We start from the raw sequence: 23,291 nt of genomic DNA, 5'->3' as shown, positions 1-23,291 counted from the left end.
AATATAGATAAATAGGCAGGCGACCTAAAATCTATGTTGTGAGTTGACGATTTTTATATGTTAACTGATACAATATACGTATTAAGTGTGGTGTATCGTATCTTTGAGACCCTAATTTTAACAAATGGCAATCAATATCAACGTAGATCCCAAGCAGAATATTATTATTAAAGGTGCCAAACTGCATAACCTTAAAAATATTGATGTTGTTATACCCCGAAATAAGTTAGTGGTTATCACTGGATTATCGGGTTCTGGGAAGTCTAGTTTAGCTTTTGATACATTATATGCCGAAGGTCAACGTAGATATGTGGAGAGCCTATCCTCTTACGCGCGACAGTTTTTAGGAAAACTGGACAAACCCAAAGTTGACTATATTAAAGGTATAGCACCTGCCATTGCCATAGAACAAAAGGTGAATTCCACCAACCCACGGTCCACTGTTGGGACCACTACGGAAATCTATGACTACCTAAAGTTATTGTATGCCCGAATTGGGAAGACCATTTCCCCGATCTCCGGTAAGGAAGTGAAAAAACATACGGTTACCGATGTCATTAATTATATAAAGGAGTTGAATGAAAGGGATAAGCTCCTGTTATTGGCACCGATTACCATTAGCGAAGAACGTGAACCGTTAAAATCGTTGGAGCTTTTTTCCAAACAAGGGTATGCACGTATAAAATATAAAGGAGAAGTTATCCGGATAGATCAAGTCCCTGAAGATATAGGTCGAGAGTTTGACTTGGTCGTGGATCGTATCATTGTAAAGGATGACGAGGACTTTTACAATCGCTTGGCCAATGCCGTGGACAATGCCTTTTTTGAAGGCAAGGGCCAATGCGCCATCGAAAACCTTCAAACAGGTGATATTAAAACATTCAGCAATCAGTTTGAACTGGATGGGATGAAGTTTTTGGAACCGAACGTTCACTTGTTCAGTTTTAACAATCCGTATGGAGCCTGCCCAAAGTGTGAAGGCTATGGCGATGTTATCGGTATTGATGAGGATTTGGTGATTCCCAACACGGCCCTATCCGTTTATGAAAATGCCGTTTTTCCATGGCGGGGCGAAAGTATGGGTTGGTACCGTGATCAATTGGTCAATTCCGCATACAAGTTCGATTTTCCCATCCACAAACCTTGGTTTGAATTGTCCGAAGAACAAAAACAACTAGTTTGGGACGGGAACGAACATTTTATAGGTATCCATAAGTTTTTTGAGCAGCTGGAAGAAAAGAGTTATAAAATCCAGAACAGGGTGATGCTGTCCCGTTATCGTGGAAAAACCCGATGTTCCGTTTGTAAAGGAAAACGACTGCGCAAAGAAGCGGATTATGTAAAAGTGGGCGGTAAATCCATTTCTGATTTGATTGAACTGCCCATTGATCAGTTGACACCATTCTTCGAAGATTTACAACTTTCCGAGCACGATACTTCTGTTGCTAAAAGATTGCTAAAGGAAATTACCACCCGTTTAGAATTCTTGGATAAAGTTGGATTGAGCTACCTTACCTTAAACCGAAAATCAAATACGCTCTCTGGTGGAGAAAGTCAACGGATAAATCTGGCCACATCCTTGGGGAGTAGCTTGGTGGGTTCTATGTACATTTTGGACGAGCCCAGCATTGGATTGCACCCACGGGACACCGAAAATTTAATCGAGGTTTTAAAATCGCTTCGTGATTTGGGCAATACCGTTATTGTAGTGGAACATGATGAGGACATTATGAAAGCTGCCGATGAAATTATTGATATTGGCCCTGAAGCGGGAACATTGGGCGGGAATGTAGTGGCGGCCGGACCTTGGGAAACCATCCTAAAGTCGGATTCGTTAACGGCATCCTACCTAAATGGAAACATGGAAATTCCGGTTCCCAAAGAACGAAGAAATTCCAAACATTATATTCAGATTAAGGGTGCACGCGAAAACAACCTAAAAAATATTGATGTTACTTTTCCATTAAATGTACTTACTGTTGTTACGGGAGTATCCGGTAGTGGAAAAAGTACCTTGGTCAGAAAAATATTGTATCCATCAATATTAAAAGAAACTGGAGGTTATGGTGAAAAGGCCGGTCAGTTTTCAGAAATGGAAGGCAAATATGCCCACATCAAACATGTTGAGTTTGTAGATCAAAATCCGATCGGACGCTCCTCTAGGTCCAATCCCGTTACCTATATAAAGGCATATGATGATATCCGCAGTCTATTTGCATCACAAAAACTGAGCAAACTTCGTGGGTATAAGGCCAAACACTTTTCTTTTAATGTGGATGGTGGTCGATGTGAAAAATGCAAGGGCGAAGGTGAAATCACGGTAGAGATGCAATTTATGGCAGATGTACATTTGGAGTGTGATGCCTGTGATGGCAAAAGGTTCAAAAAGGATATTTTGGAGGTTCAGTTTGAGGGGAAGAACATTGATGACATCCTAAATATGACCATAGACGATGCAATTGAACACTTTACAAACCACAACCAAGATAAAATTGTAACCAAATTGAAGCCCTTGCAAGATGTTGGTCTTGGTTATGTGGCCTTGGGACAGTCCTCCTCTACCCTCTCTGGTGGTGAAGCTCAGCGTATAAAACTTGCATCATTTTTAGTAAAAGGACATACAAAGGAAAAAGCCCTATTCATTTTTGATGAACCTACCACAGGACTCCATTTCCACGATATTAAAAAACTACTTAAATCCTTTGATGAGCTTATAGACAAGGGGCATTCCGTGATTGTTATCGAACACAATATGGAACTGGTCAAATGTGCTGACTACATTATTGATTTGGGGCCCGAAGGCGGTGAAAAAGGAGGTAATTTGGTTGTAGAAGGAACACCTGAAGAAATTATAGAGTGCCCAGAATCTCATACTGCCAACTATTTAAAGAGTAGTCTTAGGCACTCATAAGTTTACCAGCTAAAAACATCAGTACACTGTAAATCAATTTTTTACAATCTTTTTCCTTATTTAGGAATTCTATTTTCCTACCTAACTATTCTTTTAGAGAAGCTAAATACACGATTTTGAATTCTGATAAAATCATCCATGAATTCATATCTGCTCTACATCAATTCTAACTACCCATTCATCAATTAACCTGACCCTGCCCCTACATTAAAAATGATATTTGGGCCGAAATTATATTGATTTCTTTTTTTAAATGTAGCATTAATAGCTGAATCACATTTTAATTAAGCGGTCAATAATGTAGCCCACTCAAATCTTACAATCATTTTTCATGCATAATCATTGATCATGAATACATCTACTCTATCTATCACATTAAAGTCTTTTTTCGCCTCTACCTTACTAATTATATTCTACTCTACATCAACATGTTATGGTAGCACATTAGGTGTGATTGAAAACCATGGCAAAGTAAAGAATGTAATTCACGGCGACCGAATTTCTTCTTCCAACACAGATACCCCTTTTGTACCTGAAATTTCAATTTCCGTTGGTGGAAATGCTTTAGCAGGTGTAGAATCTGGACCTGGGTGTAACATTGTGCTTTATGAGATTTCCGTATCTAACCCAGGTACCGAAGTTTTAGAAAATGTTGTTGTTACCGATCCTCTTTTGGATGGGGACATTATAGGTCCCATTGCTGGTGATGACAATAACAACAATCTACTCGACATTGATGAAGTATGGATATATAGTGCACAGCATCTCACTACGTTAGAGGAAAAAGTCGACCAAGAGGTCGTCACCCAAACTTCGGTTTCAGCTAATGTATTAGGACAACCAGATGAAACTGTATCGGATGAAACCTCCACTGTTGTAGCATTGACCGCATGTCCTTCAAATTCAGATATCGCAGTGGTTAAAGCTGGTGTAGCTATTGATGATATTGAAAGTGGACCCGGGTGTAACCTTGTGCTATATCAATTTACGGTAACGAACCAAGGCCCAAATGTTTTGGAAAATGTGGTACTCAGAGATCCACTGATCAATGAAGTTCTGCCCATTTTTGGTCCCGACACAGGCGATTTAAATAACGACAACTTATTGGATCCAGGGGAAGTATGGACCTATAGTGCACAGCACATAACCACCACACAGGAAAAAATCGATGGACAAGTTGTTAATCAGGCCAATGTGTCCGCTAACATCCTTGGAGATTTAAATGCAGTGGTTATTGACCTTTCCGATGACAATAGTGTAGATGAAAATGATCCGACCATTACCGAATTAACGTCTTGTCCCCCTATTATAGGTCTTATAAAACAAGGTGCTTATCTATTACTACCAGATGCAGAAGTTAGATGCGACGCCATTTTATATGTTTTTACGGTTACTAACCAAGGATCGGTGCCATTGGAAAATATTGAAATCACAGACCCACTTTTGGGGGAAGACCCTATAACAGGACCTGAATCTGGAGATGATAACAACAATAACCTATTAGACCCCGATGAAGCTTGGATCTATCAAATTGAATACAATGTAACCCAAGCCGATATAAATCTTGGTGAAATTGTAAATCAGGCCACCGTAACGGCAAATTTAGAAGGTGACCCCACCCTAGTCCAGGATCTATCGGATAATGATAGTGTTCTAGAAGACGACCCAACCATAACGGATATTACCAATTGCCAAGATCCTTCCATTGGACTAATTAAAGAAGGTACGGTTGTAGATGTTAACGGAGATGGATGTTTGGAAAGCATATTGTACACCTTTACAGTTACCAATAACGGTAATGTAGATTTAATCGGTACGATATTGGAAGACGACCTATTTGGTGGTGAAGTACCGGGACCAGTAGATGGAACAGATGCGAATAACGATGGAATTTTGTCTGTAAACGAATCTTGGACCTATGAAGCACTTTATTCTATAACCGAACAAGATATTGTCAATCAGTCAGTGGTTAACCAGGCCAGAGTAAGTGCATTAACATTAAATGATATAATTGTAGAAGACGATTCGGATAATGACAGTCTTTTAGAAAACGAACCTACAAGAACACCCGTACCCGATGATGCTTGCTCCGATGGTGCCGATATTGGCTTGATTAAAGAAGGTGTAGTAGTTGATATAGATGGTGATGGTTGTTTGGAAAGCATCCTATACACCTTTACAGTCACAAATACAGGAGGAATTGATTTAGATGCTGTTTCCTTGAATGACTTCACCTTATTTGGTAACCTGGATATACCAGGACCTTTGGATGGAACCGATGACAACAACGATGGTATTCTATCAGTTGGTGAGACTTGGATTTATGAAGCGATATATGCCATTACCCAGGAAGATATCGATAATCAATCGGTAATCAATCAAGCCACCGTAACTGCAGAACCAGTTGGATTCGACAATCAAGTTTTCGATCATTCCGACAATGATAGTCTTTTGGAAGACGAACCAACAAGAACACCTGTGCCGGAAGATGCTTGTTCGGATGGTGGAGCAGGTATTGGTCTTATAAAAGTCGGAACTGTGATAGATGCCAATAATGATGGCTGTTTGGATAGTATTTTATACAGTTTTACAGTTACCAATACCGGTAGCATAGATTTAGACGGACTTGTTTTAAGCGATGAAAACTTGTTTGGTGATCAATCCATTCTAGGTCCTGTAGAAGGATCGGATGTAAATAATGATGGTGTCCTTTCGGTTGGTGAAACTTGGAGTTTTGAAGCACTTTATCCAATTACCCAGCAAGATATTGACAATGCCGCCGTATTGAATCAAGCTGTAATTCAAGCGAATATCATAGGAATGCCAGGGCAGGTTTTAGATCTATCTGATGAAGACAGCCTTTTTGAAAATGAATGGACAAGAACACTAGTTCCCGACGATGCATGTCCTTTTGATAATGGAAGTGGCCCAGGAATAGGATTAATAAAAATGGGTGAACTAAATGACAACAATGGTGACCTTTGCGAGGATAGTATCCGATATACCTTCATTGTTACCAATACTGGTGATATTGACCTTGATAATATTATAATAGAAGATGCACTTGTAAATAATAATATTCAAGGACCATTGGCTGGAACTGATACTAATGACGATGGTATCCTCTCCGTTGGAGAATCATGGGAATACGAGGCCTTATACCTTATCCAACAAGAAGATATAGATGAAGGTTTGGTAGAAAATCAAGCAAATGTAATCGCCAATCTATCAGGGTTGAACTCCCAAATAAATGATTTGTCCGACCACACAAACCTAACTGATGACAATCCTACCACAACTATCCTCACTGGGGAAATTTGTACGAATGGAGGTTCGGTAGCGGATTTCGAAATCTTCAATGGTATCACACCTAATGGAGACGATATAAATGACTTTTTCCGAATTCTCGGTATTGAAGCTTATCCGAACAATCACCTTAAAATCTTCAATCGTTGGGGAGTCTTAGTCTACGAAAAAGAGAACTATGGACAGGACAATGATCTTTTCTATGGAATCTCCCAAGGCAGGGCAACGCTACAAAAGGAGAAAGAACTACCGAGTGGCACCTACTTCTATATTCTCACCATTGAAGGGGAAAACCCTGGAAAACCAAGTTACTCAGGCTATCTATACATCAATAGGGATTAATCAACCCATCGATAACACAATCATGAAAAAAGAATCAAAGATAAAAATGACAACTCTTAAAAGATATAGGAAACAAAGCTTGAGCATTGTAGTGTTGCTGTTTGCCATAGCTACATCCTTGGCACAACAAGATCCACAGTACACACAATACATGTACAATACTCAGGTTGTGAACCCCGCTTATGCAGGAAACCGGGAAGTATTGAGCTTTGGTTTATTAGGGCGAACACAGTGGGTTAGCTTAGAAGGCTCCCCTGAATCTGGAACCTTCACGGTAAACTCACCCATTGGACTTTATGACAATATGGGACTAGGGCTATCTATTGTATATGACAGAATTGGGCCTGCTGTAGAGTCCAATATAGTGGTAGATTACTCCTATTCGATAAAACTATCGTACCAAACAAAACTTTCCATGGGACTTAAGGCTGGTTTGGACATGCTAGATGTTGATTATACCAAGCTTAATATCTTTAATCCAAATGACCCCCATTTTCAAAATAGTGTGGACAATAAACTACAACCTCAAATTGGTGCTGGGTTGTACTTGAACACCGATAGATTCTATGCAGGTCTATCTGTTCCGAATTTTTTGAATACCAAACATTATGATGAGAGCTCTCTTGAAAATACCGATGTTGAAAGTATCGCTATTGAACGTTTACACTATTACTTTATAACTGGCTATGTTTTTGATTTAAATACCAACTTAAAATTTAAACCTGCAGCATTGGTGAAATATGTGAGTGGCTCACCATTGCAGTGGGATTTGTCCGCCAATTTTCTGATCAACGAAAAGTTTACCCTTGGAGCATCTTACCGATGGAGTGCTTCGCTTAGTGCCCTTGCCGGGTTTCAAATATCAAAATCAATTTTTGCAGGAATTGGATATGATTTTCAAACAACCGATCTAGAACAATACAGCGATGGTTCTTACGAAGTGTTTCTCAGGTTCGACATTTTCAATAAATCAGATAGGATCATAACCCCAAGATTCTTTTAATAAAATCACCATGAAAAGAAGAATAATTATACATGTGTTTTCCATCTTTTTATTGGTAGGTAGCACATTTGCACAAGAAGGCAAGATTAAAAAAGCCAATGAAGAATTTGATAGTTACGACTATATCGACGCTCGTAAAATTTACCTGAATGTTGTTGAGGATGGCTATGAGTCGGCTCAGATTTTTGAAAAGTTAGGAGATACCTATTATTTCAATAGCGAATACTCGGAAGCGAACAAATGGTATCAAAAACTGATCAGCAATTATCCGAATGACGTTAAGTCCGAATACTACTTTCGAATGGCTCAAACTCTCAAAAGTGTTGGTCGTTACGAGGATTCCAAAGTTATGATGGAGAAGTTCACCAGTGCTACAAACGGTTCCGATCTGGCCCAAAACCAAATAAATAATTGGGATTATTTCGAAGAACTTACCAACTCTAAGAACGATAGGTTCAAAGTGACGAACATAACATCCGAAATGAAAGGTTCCGATTTTGGACCAGCCTTTTATGGAAACAAAATTGTATTTGCTTCTTCCTCCATTAATACAGAAGGCAACAAAGTTCATGACTGGAATGGTCTCCCCTATCTTGATTTGTTCCAAGCTGATCTTGAGAATAATACGAGACTTACAAATATGAAGCAATTGGAAGGTGAAATCAACTCACCCTATCACGAATCTTCCGCTACATTCACCAAAGATGGAAAAACCGTATACTTTACCAGAAACAACTATTTGGATGGAAAGAAAAAACGAGGCAAAAAAAGGTTGGTGAGTTTAAAAATATATAAAGCATCCCTACAAGAAGATGGAACATGGGGCAATGTTAAGGAACTGCCTTTTAACAACGACTCCTATTCAACCGCACACCCGGCTTTAAACCCTGACGAAACTAAACTGTATTTTTCTTCAAATATGGAAGGTACTTTGGGAGCATCCGATATTTGGTATGTGGATATACGTAAAAATGGAACTTATGGGGCGCCAGTGAATCTCGGTCCCGGAATCAATACGCCCGAACGAGAATCATTCCCTTTTATAAGTGACGAGAACCACTTGTTTTTTTCCAGTGATGGTCATGTTGGACTTGGAGGGTTGGATATTTTTAAAACATCATTGAACAACTCAAATGGAAATTCTTTGGTTGAAAACCTTGGTCAACCCATTAATTCCAATCAAGATGATTTTGGGTTTATAGTAAAGGAAAAAGAAAAAATCGGATATCTTTCCTCGAATAGAGGTGGCACTGGAGGCAGTAGTTCCGATGACATCTATGCCATAACCGAAAATTGCATTACTGTAGTTTTTGGAGCAATTACAGATGCCAATACCAAAGAGCCTCTGGAAGGATCCATTGTATACCTGTTGGATGATAACAATAAAGTGGTTGCCCAACAGATTACTGGTTCCAATGGAAACTACAAGTTTGAAGATAATATTGATTGCCAAAAGCAATATGTAGTAAGGGCATCCAATGAGGAAAAAGAGTATCTGCCGAATGAAAAGCTAATAAACACACCTCAAGGATCCAATATGCTGCAGGTAGACATTGCGTTAACCCCACCCGATTGCCCGGTAAACGATTTAGGCTGCCGATTGGATCTACAACCAATTTACTTTGATTTTGACAAGCATAACATTCGACCAGACGCAGAAGTGGAATTGGCCAAAATTTTGCAGGCCATGAAGGAATACCCACAGTTAAAAATACATATCGAGTCCCACACCGATTCTCGAGGAAATGATGACTACAACATGCTTTTATCCGATCGAAGAGCAAAATCTACTTTGGAATGGCTGGTTAACAAGGGAATAGATAGAAATAGGTTAACATCCAAAGGTTATGGAGAATCACAACTCGTTAATAACTGTGCCAATGGAGAAACTTGTTCCGAAGAAGACCATCAATTGAACAGAAGGTCGATGTTTATTATCCAATAGACATTTAAACATACTTTTTATACTGTATATCAGCGTGTTACATTTTTTGGCACGCTGATTGTATAATACAGGGTGGATGTAAATAGTTGCATCTAGAATTTAAAACCTTGTAGTATGAAAAAGTTAGTACTCCTTATAGCAGCGGTTGTTTTGGCAATACCAAGTATCCAAGCAGAAACAACCAACAATGTGGCTACCACCACTAATTACCGATATGGCAATTCTTTCATTTTTGTGGAAGGTGGAGTAACGTTCTCCGTTTATCCAGATGGTGAATTCGATTTCTATATGGACAACAGGGTTAATGTAGGTGTTGGCGCACAAATTGGAAATGTAGGTATAACCTTTAACTCCGGTTATAATTACAACCCTTATGTTCAGTATGATGATTATGGAGCTGTAATCCAAGTAGAAAATACACCTGTATTTTATGACTATTACGGTAGAGTATCTCAAATTGGAAACGTAAACATCTGGTATAATAATGGTAGAGTACGAAGAATAGGTGGATTGCACGTTTACTATAACGGAGGTGTTTTCAGTCACTACACAGGATATATCAACATTTACAACAGAAGATATGTGTACAGACCGTTCCACAGGTACTTTATGAGACCATCAGTAGGATTCTGTAATGTTTATGCAAGACCTTACCGTAGGTATTACAGACCAGTGAGATATACTTACTATGCTCCTTACAGACATAATACCAGAAGAACATATGCCAGATTGGGTAAAGTATATAGAAACAATAATACCTATAGAAGAGAAAATATCTATAGAAATGATAGAAGAGTAGCAGTTAGGGACAATAACATGCGTAGAGCAGATTACGGTAGAAGCAACGCAACTGTTTCCAAAAATTCCTCAAGAAGAGGCAATACAATGGCAAACCGTTCCAGTAATACCGTTCGACGTCCAAATGTTGCTACCAGAGATGCAAGAAGCAATGATTATAGAAAGTCAAATAATGTAACAAGATCTGGAAGAACAACGGCTTCCAATAATAAGGCAACAAGAGCTTCTAACAACAGTAGCTCCAATGCCAGAAAAGTGGCCCCAAGTACAAACAACAGAACAGTAAATCGTTCTGCACAAAGTACTTACAGAAAACCACAGACCACATCGAGAACAGCAAGCAGGTCTGCGGTGAGCAAGGGAAACTCTTCAAGGAAAGCCGTTTCCAGAAGTTCCAACCCTAGCCCAAGGAAAACCTCGGTAAGTAGTAAGAGTAGTTCCAGGCCTAGTGTGAGCAGAAGTTCAGGTGCAAGAAAAAGCAGCGCTAGAACAAGTAGCTCTAGAGGTTCTTCCAGAAGAAATAATTAGATAGATTTTTTTAGGTTGGTTAGTTGTTTACCCCGTAGTTGAATTTATTCGCTACGGGGTATTTTTTTTGAGCCATTTGGACAAAAACCCGGTGACATCTTCAGAAATGTTGAATCTGTACAAAATACCTACATACATCCCTATTACCAGAAGGGATTTTAATCCAATATTAATAATCGGGTGAAATTGAAACTGCAATAGGTCAAAAAGTACAGTTAATAGAATCAATGTTGCAAACACTTTAAAAGTAGCTGATGTAAAAGGAACAATGCCAAATTTCATCTTTACAAAAAAAAACTTTACCAAATTGAAGATAAAAATGGATATAAAACTGGCCAATGCAGCACCCTCCAACCCCATCGTTGGAATTAAAATATAGTTCAATAGTATGGTGAGGGCAGCCAAACACACGCCAAAAACCAAGACCGTTTTATAATATTGGGAATTGTACAAAATGGAATTGATATTCCCCAACAGGGAATCCATGACTTTGGCCAACCCTATTAAAAATACTATCGTAAACCCATTTCTATAATTCTCGGGCAGCATCAAATACAAGTCATTCAGGTTTAGGATGATCAGTACAAATATTATCCCAGATGCTATAAACAGGGTCAGTGAGGACTTTTTGTACAATTTATCCAGTCCACTATGGTTATTGGTGTTCAATAATTCCGCAGTTAAAGGGTACGTGATCTGGTGCATTGCACGCGATGGCACAATAATCACAGTTGCGATATACACGGAAACGCCATAATAGGCAACATTCTCAATACTAATAAACTGGTTGAGCATCACCTTATCAATCTCCAACAATATCAAGGCAGCGGAACCACCCAGAATAATCAAAAAGGAATAGGAAAGAATTTCTTTGGTAAAGGGTGGAAACCTAAAATCCAATTTTGGTCTCCGTAAGGTATATGCATATATTTTTATCACTACCGTTCGCAAAAGGTAAAGGCCTACCAAACATTTAAAGAAAATGTCCAACGAAATGACATCAAAATAAAATAGAATTAATAGAACAGACACTCCGATACGCGCAAAAACCTCTTTCATAAAGTTGCCAAAAACCGACTTTAAATGCACCTTGGTCCAGGAATAGAATACTTCAAAATAGCCCATGGCCAATCCCACAAAAAAGACATACCAGAGGTAATCCTTAACCATGGGATTTACTTTGGATACCCAGTCACCAATGGGGTCGTACCATACCAAGCCTATTAAAGCGACAGGCAATATCCCCAACAAGGGAATAAGCAACATCAAGGTGAAAAAGCCGTCTTTTTCTGTCTCTTTATGAGTACTATAAAACTTTACCAAGGTATTGTGTACACCAAAGGCCATTAAGGGCATTAAAATGGCACCGGATGCCAAAATAAAGGTTACAAGTCCATAATATTCGTCCGGTAGGATTTTAGTGTAGAGAAACAACGTATTGATGGCCCCAAAAAAGAACCCCAAATACGTTACCACAGTATTTTGTATGGATTGTTTTAGAACAACGCCCATTAGATAAATTTAGCCAAAGATTCCGTTAACGCCTTTCTATGATACTGCTCCACCCCTTTAGAATTACACACCAGAGTCTTATTCTCGTAAAGGTGGAATGCTTCCAAAAGTACATTTTTTAAGGAGGGAACATCGGAATGCAGGCACATATTTCCTGCACCGTGTGCTTCTACCATGGCACCTGCCTCCCACCCCTTAGGTCCAATGGCCAAAATAGGTCGTTTGGCGTTCAAGTATTCAAACAATTTTCCTGGAATAATGCCTTTGGTCTCTTCCGAATCAATTTCCAACAATAAAAGCAACTGCGATTTTTGTTGTGTATCCAAAACCTTATCGTGCGACAGATATCCCAACTGTTCCACATGATCATCCAGTCCAAAATCCTGGATAGATTGCAGGACTTCTTCCCCTACAACCCCTGCCAATTGTACTTTAAGTGATTTTTTGAATGCTTCGTTTTCCGCGATTAATTCTTGTAAGGCCTGCCAAAACCCTAAAGGGTTTCTTCCAGTTAATAAAGAACCAATATGAGAAACTGTAAACTTTGCATCAAGCTTGATTGGCTCAAGTTCATCATCAAAACCATTGGTGATTACTTTAATAGGTTTAGGAGTGATTGCCTCAAACTCTAATTTGGTAGTGTTACTTGTTACTACAATTTTGTCCGCCTTTAAAAGGACAGCTTTTTCCAAAGCTTTATGCTTTAGCCGAGCATACTGGGTCAATCGTAATTTTTTATGATAACCAATAGAGGTCCAAGGATCGCGAAAATCGGCAATCCATTGGAGGTTATATTTTTTTTTAAGGCCCAGTCCGATTAAATGCAAACTATGTGGAGGCCCTGTAGTAATAATGGTAGTTATCCCTTCGTCCGCAATTACTTTGGCCAAATATGTGACTGAAGGTGTAACCCAAAGTTTCCGTGCATCTGGGATAAAAAAGTTGCCACGAACCCAAAGCAAGACTTTCTCTATAAATGATGGATTCTTCTCTTTGATGATACCCGAACTAATGGTCTTGGTCTTCTTTTTGGATACTAATGAAGCCAAACCATACGGTTCTTTTATGGGTTGTTTCAGGACTTTGATAGATGCTGGAACTTCCTCGACCAATTTTTCGTCCACAATAGGATAACTTGGGTTTTCCGGAACGTATACGATAGGTTCGATGCTAAAATCGGGCAAGTATTTAGTAAACTTGAGCCAACGCTGTACCCCTGGTCCCCCAGCAGGAGGCCAATAGTACGCTATGACCAAGACTTTTCGCATTAGGATTCTTCCTTTTTGCCACGGAACAGGGTAAAGCCCAATCCCCCAACTATGATCAATCCCAAAAGAATATTGGCAGCCAAGGTAATCTGGCTTCCCGTTTCTACCACCTCGGGCTCAAACTTGAACTCAATTTCGTGTTGTCCAGAAGGCACCTTCATACCACGAAGGGCATAATCCACTTTATAGTGCTTTTGTGGTTCACCATCTACATAGGCATTCCAACCGGATGGATAATGCATTTCAGAGAATACGGCAAAACCATCATTGGAATTGTTGGATTTATATTTTAAATAATCTGGGCGATACTCCACCAAATCAATGTTGGCCACAGAATCCAATGTATAGCGAAGTTTGGTCAATTCGGGGTATTCTTTGGTATTGACCACCGCTTGAGTCTTGGAATTGAAATCCTTCAATTTTAAAATTTCTTCATTGGCCGAGGACACAGGAAGTAATTGATCTACAAACCAAGCATTGCCATTGGCATCAGGGTTAACCCCGGGATAGCTGTTGCCTTCCTCATCTTGTTGAATAATGTATTTAACGTTCAACATGTTCAACACCTGCAGATTGTTTTGGTACAAATGGTACTCGAACAAATTCTGAAGTGCTCTAGGTTTGGCAGCGTGATATCCACCAATGGATTTATGAAAATACGAGGTTCTGGCACCATTGATTCCTTCTTCAGGATCAAATACCCTGTAAATGGAGTCATCTTGCATGATCATTTGATCCAGCTGATTGGCTTGGAACGGTTGGTTCACCTGACGTTGACGTACAAAATCGTCTTCGTTCACATACCTGAGGTCCACTCCTACCAAATCAAACAGGATAAGAGCACCCAGGGCGAATACCAATACATTTTTGTTGATTTTATCTTTGATAAAGAACCATAAAGCGGCAGCGGCCAATGCCACGTAAATCAACGAGCGGATGGTATCGTTCACGTAAACTGCTTCACGATCACGTTGGATCATGGTCATTAATTCATCTCCAAAGTAGCCACGATACATTTCATCTCGTATCCCTTCAAAATCGAAGAAGCCTTTCAACAAGAAAATGACGATGCCAAGTCCTACGGAAACAAAGAAACTCAGTTTTAGGGCATTAAGTTTTTTCTTTTGATCTACGGAGGACATGAACAGTTCCCGAATTCCCAGAATTCCTAAAACTGGCAAACAAAGCTCCAACACCACTTGAATGGAAGAAACCGCCCTGAATTTGTTGTACATCGGGAAATAATCGATCATAAAATTGGTGAGCAGCGGGAAGTTTTTCCCCCAAGAAAGCAACAGCGACAAAATTGCACCGGAAAGCAGCCACCATTTCTTTTTTCCATCCACCAAAAACACCCCTAGCATAAATAAAAAGAACACTATGGCCCCAACATAGGCAGGAGCAGCCACAATGGGTTGGTCCCCCCAATACAAGGGCAAACCACTGGAAAATTCTATGGCTTTTGTGGGAGCCAATCCTTGATTGGTCAAATACTCATAAGCTTTGGAATCCGTTCCCAAATCTTCGCTGCCCGATCCACCGAACAGTCGCGGGGCAAACAGGTTCAAGGATTCCGCAATTCCGTAGCTATATTGTGTAATATACTCCTTGTCCAGCCCGGTGGAGATTTCCTTTTCGCTGCCATCTGGATTTATGGTCAATTCCGATTTTCCGCGTGTACTCCAATCAGCATACTCCTTGGTGGCCAAAAGGCTGGTTGCATTAGTAAAAATGGAAAGTACAACGGCCAAGATCAAAATACCGACGGAGGCAAAAAAGTGTTTGAGTTCCTTTTCCTTAATGGCATAGATCAAATAAACCAGTCCCATCACAAGCACCAACAGCATAAAATAATATGTCATTTGGTAGTGATTGGCGCTGATTTCCAAGGCCATGGCCAATGCTGTGAGTATAAATCCTAATATGTATTTTTTCCTGAAAACGAGCACAATTCCGCCCAAAACCATGGGAATATACCCCAATGCGTGTGCCTTGGCATTGTGTCCTACCCCAAGTATAATAATCATATAGGTGGAAAACCCGAAGGCCAATGCACCCAATGCGGCTAACCTAAAATCGACCTTTAAGCACAACAGCAGAATGTAAAATCCTATTAAATAGAGAAAAAGATAATCGGCCGGTCTGGGTAAAAATCGAATTAAGCGATCTAGTTCCTTTATGTAATTATGTGGGTAATTGGCCCCTAATTGATAGGTGGGCATACCGCCAAAAGCGCTATTGGTCCAATACGATTCCTCTCCGGTTACATCCTTGTAGGCATCCCGTTCTTGGGCCATACCCTTGTATTGGGCAATATCGGATTGAAAAATGGCTTTGCCCTGCAAAACTGGGTAAAAGTAGACCAGTGAGGCAAGGATAAATAAAGCGATAACACAAATATGGGTGATAATGGCTTTTGGAGAAAGATTCATGGATAGGTTTTGATTCGGCAAATATTAATCAATTTCCTCAAAATCTATGTATTCTCCAACTTTTTTTGAGGGATTGGATTTACGGGGTGGTTTTTTGGAAATAGTGGTCTCCCCTTCCCTAGCGTGTTCATTACCAAAATCTTGATGGGTACCGAACTGTTGACCAAAACGTTCGTTGGTCTTTTTTACCGCATAGTTCAATAGTTTCGGTGCCAACCACTTTAAAAGTAATTTGAGCCCGTAGTATACTAATATGACAATTAAAATCGTTTGTAATAAAACCATATAACCGTTAGTTATTGAATCAAATTTACACTGTTAGTAGCGTAAACCCAGCAAACGTATCTTAAAATACTATTAAAAACCCAGTTATATGGATGTTTCCATGATCAAAAAGTCACTTTTTCTTTTCGTTCTATTCCCAACTTTCATTTTTGCGCAATACACCGATGTGATCAACTCCAACAGACCCGGAAGGGCTGCGAGTGCTTATGCCGTTGGTAAAAATGTGGTCCAGGCCGAGGTGGGCATGTTGTACGAACAGCAGGACAATGCCGATCTAAATTCCGACTCCAATATTTTTGGGGCCGATTATGCGTTTAGGTACGGGTTGCTTTTTGAAGAACTGGAAATTATTGCAGAAGGATCTTTTATCACACAAAATATCACGTATCCCGATTTGGGCATTGAGGGTAAACTGACGAATTTTTCGAGAAACCGGGTAGGTTTAAAATACTTGGTGTTCGACCCTTTTAAAGACCCGGAACGCAACAAACCCAATTTGTACAGCTGGAGGGCCAACAACCTCTTTCAATGGAAAAACTTGATTCCGGCCGTATCGGTTTATGGTGGCGCAAATTTTGTGTTGGGCGACAATCCATTTTATCCGGGTGAGCCCACCATATCCTATCGAGGCGGTATTCAGACACAGAGCAGGCTTTCACCCAGATTTGTGTTGATTTCCAATATAGCTTATGATCGTATTACCACCGATTTTCCGGAATGGCGCTACGCCCTCTCGGTTACCCATGCTTTCCGTGATCCACGATGGAGTGTTTTCTTTGAAGGCCAAGGTATTTCCGGCGACCGATATTCGGATATTATTTTAAGGACCGGTGTGGCCCGTTTGATCAACCCCAATTTTCAGGCGGATTTTCATTTAGGGTCGGGATTTAAGAACGATCCTTCCAGAATATTCGTTGTACTTGGGTTTTCTTACCGATTGGATTTCCATAAAGATGAGTTGATCCCTATCAACGAGCAACAGTCGGGAGTGAACGGGAAAATCAAAAAGAACGCCAATAAAAGATCAAAAAGACGCAATAAAAACAAGGGAGGCAAGATAGATTTTTAAGTTTTCATCCAACTTCATTTTTCTACTGCAAGTAATATTCATAATATTGGGCATTAATTTGCACCTATGGTTACCGTTAAACAGGTTCAGTCCAAATCCGACCTTAAGCGTTTTGTAAAATTTCCATTTTCCCTATACAAGGATTCCCCGTATTGGGTACCCCCTATCATCAAAGATGAAATGGCTTCTTTTGACAAGGACGAAAATCCTGTTTTTAAGACTGCCGAGGCACAGTTCTTTTTGGCCTACAAGGACAATAAGGTGGTTGGGCGTGTTGCAGCCATCATCAACTGGTTGGAAGTAAAGGAACAAGGATTGAAAAAAATGCGCTTTGGTTGGTTCGATTTTGTGGACGACCTGGAAGTATCCAAAGCTCTATTGGACAAAGTCCGTGAAATTGGTAACCAAAACCAGCTGGAATATATGGAAGGTCCCGTTGGTTTTTCCAATTTGGACAAAGTGGGTGTACTTACCGAAGGTTTTGACCATATCGGTACCATGGTAACTTGGTACAACCATCCGTATTACCAATCGCATTACGAACAGCATGGGTTTACCAAGGAGAAGGAGTATCGCGAAAGCAAGTTTTTGGCGGCCAATGCGGACCCAAAACTATTTGCCAAGGCCAATGTGTTGATCAAAAAGCGTTATGGCCTTCGTGAGCTTAATTTTGAAAAGAGTTCCGAGATCATGCCCTGGGTGGACAAGATGTTCGACCTTTTTAACGATACTTATGCCAAACTATCTTCTTTTGTGAAGATCACGGATGTTCAGAAAGAGTACTTTAAGAAAAAGTACATCAGTTTCATAAATCCGGAATACATCAAATTTGTTGTGGATGCCGAGGATAATCTTGTGGCATTTGCGATTGTAATGCCCTCTTTTTCGGAGGCATTGCAAAAAGCGAAAGGTAAATTGTTCCCTTTTGGAATTTTTCACTTGCTAAACGCGAGAAAGCACAGTAAAGATGCTATTTTTTACTTGATCGGGATTCATCCAAAATACCAGAACAAAGGGGTGACTTCCATTATTTTTAACGAATACCATCATACCTTTAAAAAGCGTGGGGTTGTTAATTGTATACGAACTCCCGAGCTGGAGGACAATATTGCCATACAGCAAATGTGGAAACACTTTGATCCCAAGGTGATAAAGCGCAGATGTACCTACGTGAAGGACCTGTAGTTCCCAATTCCCTTTATCAGCTTCATTTTGGATGCTACGTAAACGGAGTATTTAAAAATTGGGGTTGAAATACAAATGGTTTTTGTAATTTGACCTTTGGTATCGATTTCCTTTCGATATTGACGTTGTGCAGCATCCCCTTTATACCTAATACAATGGGGATGAAAACGGTAAAGCTTATCCGGGGCGCTTATAAGGGAGAAGAAATTATACAAATCTGTTTTGACACGGATTCCGTGGTTGAAAACCATCTTATTGGTTTTAGGGACATACAGTTTAACAGCTCCGATAACACATGGTTCGTTGCCAACACTTCCATTAATCTTAGTCGTATATTCCATCATTTAAGAAAGATAAATTGTTATGTGGATTATTCCGACCTGACTCCAAAACCCTTGGATTTTCCGGTAAAGAAAACACCTTATACCCTCCCTCCCATGGATGATTTCCATTATAAGGAGCTAAAAAGGTTCCGAAGATGGTTGGAAGAGAAAAGGTTGAGTCCGCACACGGTGAACACTTATGTGGAAGTAACTGGTTTTTTTATGCGGTATTGTATTGGCAAAAAGGCCAAAAGTTATACCAAGCGCTTGGTAGAATCCTTTAATTATGAGTTTATTGTTTGTGAGGGCAAATCCATATCATACCAAAACCAATGTATTAATGGGATTAAAAAATATTTTCTGTTCAAACACATGGATATTGGTCTGCTTGAATTGGTGCGACCCAAGAAAGAAAAGAAGCTTCCGGTAGTTCTGAGCAAGGAGGAGGTACGAACATTATTGGACGTGACTTACAACTTAAAACATAAAACATTACTGGGTCTTGTGTATTCCGGCGGTTTACGGATAGGAGAAGCGATTAATCTTAAGGTCGACGATATTGATAGTAAGCGCATGTTGATCCACATAAAAAGTGCTAAGGGCAAGAAGGACAGATATACTTTGTTGTCCCATAGTTTTTTGGAAATCCTTCGATTGTACTACAAGCAGTATAAGCCCAAAGATTATTTGTTCGAAGGGCAAAACTCACCCACGTATAGTACAAGTAGCGCGCAATGGATCTTAAAGAGGGCCATAGCCCGGTCCGGTATTCGAAAAGAAGTTACATTACATACTCTTAGGCATAGTTTTGCCACACATTTATTGGAAAACGGGACGGATATAAGGTATATACAGGAGCTTTTGGGACATAGCAGTCCTAAGACGACCATGATCTATACCCATGTAACGGAGCATAGTATTAAAAACATCAGCAATCCGTTCGATGACCTATAAATATGATTATATTGCATTGTAAGAAAATAATACATGTAATCTATACTGAAGTGTGAACGGCAAAACCTGGGCATAGCCACCCATTTTGATTTCATATACCCAAAAGAGTTCAGTATATAAACAAGTTGTAGTGCATTTGAACGCAACCAATCGAATGTTAAAGCATTTCAATAGAAATCTGAATTATGAAAAAATTACTTACTCTTTTTTTAATTGGAATTTTATTCACAAGTTGTTCTAGTGACGATGACAACGGAATTGACTGTTCACTTTTTGACCCAGCATTTCCGGAATTGTATATTAGATTAGTTGATGAAACTGGTGCCAACTTAATTGAAAATGGAACAATCGACCCTGAAAATATAACTGTCGAAGGTGACTTTTCAAATCCAGGCTTTCGATATATTCCGCCCAGTCAATATGACGATGAATATATAAAAAAGTATGACAATACTATTTATCTATTTATTCCTAATGAATCAAATTTTGAGTTCACAATTAATTTGGACGACTCGACATCAATCATTTTGAACTTTGAAGCAAGGTTTGTTGAACTTCCTTGTGAAGTATCTTACTATATACCGACCAAACTGACTTATAATAACCAAAACGTGGAATCGGAAAATGCAGAAACTGATGAACTGAGATTCTTAGCGGAAATTAAATTATAAAACGCACTACAACATCGGCTATATGCAATGCGGGTTGAAGTGTAAAACTGAAAGGTCTGTACATTTATTCCGCTCGCAGTTAGTATATTTATGAAACAAAAATTAAAAAATATAAACACAGCTCGCTTATGTTCGTGCTAATTTGAAACTATCGCTTTCAAATCCCGCACTGCACATAGCCACGGCCGTTGGCACCAATTTGAAATGATACATTCACCAGAAGAATTTATACGATTAAGGACAAGTGAAAACTTAGATGAGCAAAGGAAGTCCGCCACTGATTCAGCTGATGTGAAAACTTGGTTAAAAATTATTGAAAATTATCCCAGTATGAGAGAATGGGTAGCTCATAATAAAACTGTTCCGCTTGAAATTCTCGAATTACTTGCAACCGACATAGATGTAAAAGTTAGATATGTCGTAGCAAGAAAAAGAAAAATTAATAATCGGATTTTTGACCTACTCAAAACCGATTCAGAGGAAACAGTTCGCCATGCTTTGATTTGTAATACAGGTTTGTCATTGGATTTAAAGAAAAAAATAAAAATTGACGATTCGGATTGGTTAAAAAATGAGCTAAATAAAAAATAAAAACTGGTGCCAACACTGGCTATAATTCATTGTTCCCTCCTGCCTTGATCTAAATTCCCTACTTTTAATAAAACTATTAACTACGGGAATGCTTTCGTAACGCGGCCATGGCTCGCTGGAAAATCGCACCGGCCCGCGCCGTCGCTCACCAGCCGCCAGCCACAACGAAATCATAGCCGAGAACCGTTGTAGTGCATTTGAGAGCAACCTAATGAAAATAAAGAAACTGATATTGATAATGGGAATTTTAAGTAGCGTTTTCGGATTTGGTCAAAATAATAATCTGATTGAATTGACTGCCAAACAAGACGCTGAAGAAGGTTGGCAAGATTTAATTTTCTCTATAAAGGAAAAAGAAAAATTAGCCAATGGATTTTGGAGTTTAACATGTAAAGCAAAATATGAAAACCAAATTGTCGGACTGAAAATCAACATTGCTGACGAAATTCCAGCAGGAATTGTGAACGAAGAAATCGACAATACAAGTTTTGCTGCAAAAGGAGTTGAAATTCACTCAATCGGAAAAGAAAGCGACAAACTAATCGAGGTAATTTCTAAACTTTATGGTCAACCAAATAAGTCAAAATTTACAAGCGAAAAATTGACATTTACTGCTTTTCCCTTAAATAAAGAGAAAGCTGTTTTGGAAAATGGACGATTTCATTTTAAACTATTCTTTGACGAGAATGACGAACGGAATCTATACGCAGAAATATTCCTGAATCCTGACTTGAAAAATGGAACTGTTGAATTGAATGAAAAGGACGAAGAATATAGAGTGAATATTGTAAAATTATTATCGGAAAATAAATAAAAACGCACTACAACAATGGCTATAAGTAATTGCTTGTTCTCGCCTATTTCTGAAAATCCTTGCGGATTTTCAGTTTGGTGTGTACTTGCAAAGTTAATTGCAAACCCACGCAACTACTCATAGCCGTATTCCAAGATCAAATCCAAACTTATTTCAACCTTTTTCAAGCAGCGAATTTTTGTAAAACCACGTATGGTGTCCCTCTTTTAACCACAGAGAATGCCCTTGCCAAAAGTTTGTTCCTGACATTGTTCAAAGCAACCATCTTAGGCTTCCCTTCCGCTATTTTCCGTTTATAGTACGCCCTGAGTTCCGGATCATGTTGTATCGCCGATATACCGGCCATGCTCAACAAAGTCTTCATCTTCCTGTCCCCTATCCAATGACACTGTTTCCTTTTTCGCAAACTACTGCCGGATTGATGGTCATAGGGAGCCAGGCCACAATAACTCGAAAATTTTCTCCATGAATCGAATTGTCGGAAGTTTTGGGTGTGATAGAGCAGCTGGCACGCCACCACAAAACCAATCCCACGTAAAGAAAGCAACAGTCCGTAATTGCCCGACAATTCCTCATCCTCCCTTAATATCTGATCCATTCTAGCCTCAATGGCCTTGACCTGTTTATCAAGTGAAGCTATCGCCCTCTTGATGGAAATACAGCCTATATCCGTGGAAGGACTCCCCAACAAATGCTCCATCTCCTTTAAGGTGCCCAATAGCCCCGCCCTATTGCGTACCATTTGATCACGAAGGCCCAATAATCTCCCTAACTCCTGATAAACCAAACTCTTTGCCTCGCTCACGGTCAGTTCTTCCCTGCACAACCAGGCATATCTTGCTATGAGCCGGGAATCCACCTTGTCAGTCTTTTCCCTTACCAGACCCAGGGATCTTTTTATCCTCAACGGATTCTCCTCTACATAATCAACACCTTGCCTACTTAAATAGCAAGACAGTTTCAAGGAATAGTTCCCCGTGTTTTCAAAACAGTAAAAAAAGGAGTCCTTTACTTCTTTTCCCACCCAGGACAACATGGAACGATAACCCCTTATGTCGTTCGTAAACACCTTGTGCTTGCCCAATAGATGACAGCTAACGTCTAAAGTCTTCTTTGATACATCGATACCAATGGCTTCTTTGTAATTTTTCATAATTTTAAAATTGACGGTTAAATTATGTTGCAAAAACTATTTCCTTTATTGGGTGCTACAACACCTGGTATTCCAATTGGTTCTATGCAACTTTTAGGAGAAAAGAGGACTGATACGTCTAGTAAGGCTTAACTTAGAGACCGTTTTAGTTCTCCTCTTTCTCTTATTTAATATATAAATTCAAAGTAAAGGAGACCGTTG

General features: G+C 39.5%; 16 protein-coding genes. 11 read left to right on the top strand and 5 right to left on the bottom strand.

The window, feature by feature from the left end; all coding sequences use genetic code 11:
• The first annotated feature begins 124 nt into the window (after positions 1-124).
• From uvrA to PY091_RS00060, 5 genes are all read left to right on the top strand, one after another.
• Entirely contained in the window at positions 125-2,911 is a 2,787-nt protein-coding gene (uvrA, locus tag PY091_RS00080) for an excinuclease ABC subunit UvrA (protein WP_275647727.1), read from the top strand.
• A gap of 348 nt (positions 2,912-3,259) precedes the next feature.
• Positions 3,260-6,559, top strand: a complete 3,300-nt coding sequence (locus tag PY091_RS00075; RefSeq protein WP_275647726.1) for a gliding motility-associated C-terminal domain-containing protein — start codon at positions 3,260-3,262, stop codon at positions 6,557-6,559.
• 46 nt (positions 6,560-6,605) lie between these two features.
• Positions 6,606-7,562, top strand: a complete 957-nt coding sequence (locus PY091_RS00070) for a PorP/SprF family type IX secretion system membrane protein (RefSeq protein WP_417956711.1) — start codon at positions 6,606-6,608, stop codon at positions 7,560-7,562.
• A 10-nt stretch (positions 7,563-7,572) separates the two neighbouring features.
• Positions 7,573-9,507: an OmpA family protein gene (locus PY091_RS00065; protein ID WP_275647724.1), complete on the top strand. Its 1,935-nt coding sequence runs from the start codon at positions 7,573-7,575 to the stop codon at positions 9,505-9,507.
• Positions 9,508-9,621: 114 nt separating this feature from the next.
• On the top strand, positions 9,622-10,833 hold the full coding sequence (locus PY091_RS00060) for a hypothetical protein (protein ID WP_275647723.1): 1,212 nt from the start codon (positions 9,622-9,624) through the stop codon (positions 10,831-10,833).
• Between the two features lie 51 nt (positions 10,834-10,884).
• Here the strand turns inward: PY091_RS00060 and PY091_RS00055 are convergent, their stop codons facing one another.
• Genes PY091_RS00055 through PY091_RS00040 form a run of 4 tightly spaced genes read right to left on the bottom strand, consistent with a single transcriptional unit; the run spans position 10,885 to position 16,330 of the window.
• Entirely contained in the window at positions 10,885-12,345 is a 1,461-nt protein-coding gene (locus PY091_RS00055; protein WP_275647722.1) for a lipopolysaccharide biosynthesis protein, read from the bottom strand.
• Entirely contained in the window at positions 12,345-13,613 is a 1,269-nt protein-coding gene (locus PY091_RS00050) for a glycosyltransferase family 4 protein (protein ID WP_275647721.1), read from the bottom strand. The genes PY091_RS00055 and PY091_RS00050 overlap by 1 nt, the downstream gene beginning before the upstream one ends.
• Positions 13,613-16,045, bottom strand: coding sequence for a YfhO family protein (locus PY091_RS00045; RefSeq protein ID WP_275647720.1), 2,433 nt, complete (start codon positions 16,043-16,045; stop codon positions 13,613-13,615). The genes PY091_RS00050 and PY091_RS00045 overlap by 1 nt, the downstream gene beginning before the upstream one ends.
• 24 nt (positions 16,046-16,069) lie before the next feature.
• Positions 16,070-16,330, bottom strand: a complete 261-nt coding sequence (locus PY091_RS00040) for a DUF4834 family protein (RefSeq protein ID WP_275647719.1) — start codon at positions 16,328-16,330, stop codon at positions 16,070-16,072.
• Positions 16,331-16,418: 88 nt separating this feature from the next.
• On the opposite strand from PY091_RS00040, the gene PY091_RS00035 reads away from it, so the two are divergent.
• From PY091_RS00035 to PY091_RS00010, 6 genes are all read left to right on the top strand, one after another.
• On the top strand, positions 16,419-17,399 hold the full coding sequence (locus PY091_RS00035) for a transporter (protein WP_275647718.1): 981 nt from the start codon (positions 16,419-16,421) through the stop codon (positions 17,397-17,399).
• Positions 17,400-17,465: 66 nt separating this feature from the next.
• The gene (locus PY091_RS00030; protein WP_275647717.1) at positions 17,466-18,584 is read left to right on the top strand and encodes a GTP cyclohydrolase; all 1,119 of its coding nucleotides are present in this window, start codon (positions 17,466-17,468) and stop codon (positions 18,582-18,584) included.
• Positions 18,585-18,745: 161 nt separating this feature from the next.
• A complete protein-coding gene (locus tag PY091_RS00025; protein ID WP_275647716.1) occupies positions 18,746-19,861 on the top strand; it encodes a tyrosine-type recombinase/integrase in 1,116 nt (371 codons plus the stop codon).
• A 185-nt stretch (positions 19,862-20,046) separates the two neighbouring features.
• Positions 20,047-20,532 carry a hypothetical protein gene (locus tag PY091_RS00020; RefSeq protein WP_275647715.1) on the top strand — a complete coding sequence of 162 codons (486 nt, stop codon included), beginning with the start codon at positions 20,047-20,049 and terminating at the stop codon, positions 20,530-20,532.
• Positions 20,533-20,736: 204 nt separating this feature from the next.
• A complete protein-coding gene (locus PY091_RS00015) occupies positions 20,737-21,123 on the top strand; it encodes a hypothetical protein (RefSeq protein ID WP_275647714.1) in 387 nt (128 codons plus the stop codon).
• A gap of 238 nt (positions 21,124-21,361) precedes the next feature.
• On the top strand, positions 21,362-21,937 hold the full coding sequence (locus tag PY091_RS00010) for a hypothetical protein (RefSeq protein ID WP_275647713.1): 576 nt from the start codon (positions 21,362-21,364) through the stop codon (positions 21,935-21,937).
• A gap of 163 nt (positions 21,938-22,100) precedes the next feature.
• On the opposite strand, the gene PY091_RS00005 is transcribed toward PY091_RS00010, so the two are convergent.
• Positions 22,101-23,090, bottom strand: a complete 990-nt coding sequence (locus tag PY091_RS00005; protein ID WP_136567684.1) for an IS110 family RNA-guided transposase — start codon at positions 23,088-23,090, stop codon at positions 22,101-22,103.
• Positions 23,091-23,291: the final 201 nt, after the last annotated feature.

It is taken from the genome of Flagellimonas okinawensis, assembly GCF_029194005.1.
GTDB lineage: Bacteria > Bacteroidota > Bacteroidia > Flavobacteriales > Flavobacteriaceae > Flagellimonas > Flagellimonas okinawensis.
Note: the sequence above shows the minus strand (reverse complement) of the source record. Positions and strands in the feature narration are given on the sequence as shown.

What these genes read in the sequence shown, in the direction of transcription:
- PY091_RS00025 (WP_275647716.1), top strand. Translation starts at nt 18,746, where the DNA reads ATGAAAACGGTAAAGCTTATCCGGGGCGCTTATAAGGGAGAAGAAATT.
- PY091_RS00065 (WP_275647724.1), top strand. Translation starts at nt 7,573, where the DNA reads ATGAAAAGAAGAATAATTATACATGTGTTTTCCATCTTTTTATTGGTA.
- PY091_RS00075 (WP_275647726.1), top strand. Translation starts at nt 3,260, where the DNA reads ATGAATACATCTACTCTATCTATCACATTAAAGTCTTTTTTCGCCTCT.
- PY091_RS00020 (WP_275647715.1), top strand. Translation starts at nt 20,047, where the DNA reads ATGAAAAAATTACTTACTCTTTTTTTAATTGGAATTTTATTCACAAGT.
- PY091_RS00050 (WP_275647721.1), bottom strand. Translation starts at nt 13,613, where the DNA reads ATGCGAAAAGTCTTGGTCATAGCGTACTATTGGCCTCCTGCTGGGGGA.
- PY091_RS00060 (WP_275647723.1), top strand. Translation starts at nt 9,622, where the DNA reads ATGAAAAAGTTAGTACTCCTTATAGCAGCGGTTGTTTTGGCAATACCA.
- PY091_RS00030 (WP_275647717.1), top strand. Translation starts at nt 17,466, where the DNA reads ATGGTTACCGTTAAACAGGTTCAGTCCAAATCCGACCTTAAGCGTTTT.
- PY091_RS00005 (WP_136567684.1), bottom strand. Translation starts at nt 23,090, where the DNA reads ATGAAAAATTACAAAGAAGCCATTGGTATCGATGTATCAAAGAAGACT.
- PY091_RS00055 (WP_275647722.1), bottom strand. Translation starts at nt 12,345, where the DNA reads ATGGGCGTTGTTCTAAAACAATCCATACAAAATACTGTGGTAACGTAT.
- PY091_RS00010 (WP_275647713.1), top strand. Translation starts at nt 21,362, where the DNA reads ATGGGAATTTTAAGTAGCGTTTTCGGATTTGGTCAAAATAATAATCTG.
- uvrA (WP_275647727.1), top strand. Translation starts at nt 125, where the DNA reads ATGGCAATCAATATCAACGTAGATCCCAAGCAGAATATTATTATTAAA.
- PY091_RS00035 (WP_275647718.1), top strand. Translation starts at nt 16,419, where the DNA reads ATGGATGTTTCCATGATCAAAAAGTCACTTTTTCTTTTCGTTCTATTC.
- PY091_RS00045 (WP_275647720.1), bottom strand. Translation starts at nt 16,045, where the DNA reads ATGAATCTTTCTCCAAAAGCCATTATCACCCATATTTGTGTTATCGCT.
- PY091_RS00070 (WP_417956711.1), top strand. Translation starts at nt 6,606, where the DNA reads ATGACAACTCTTAAAAGATATAGGAAACAAAGCTTGAGCATTGTAGTG.
- PY091_RS00040 (WP_275647719.1), bottom strand. Translation starts at nt 16,330, where the DNA reads ATGGTTTTATTACAAACGATTTTAATTGTCATATTAGTATACTACGGG.
- PY091_RS00015 (WP_275647714.1), top strand. Translation starts at nt 20,737, where the DNA reads ATGATACATTCACCAGAAGAATTTATACGATTAAGGACAAGTGAAAAC.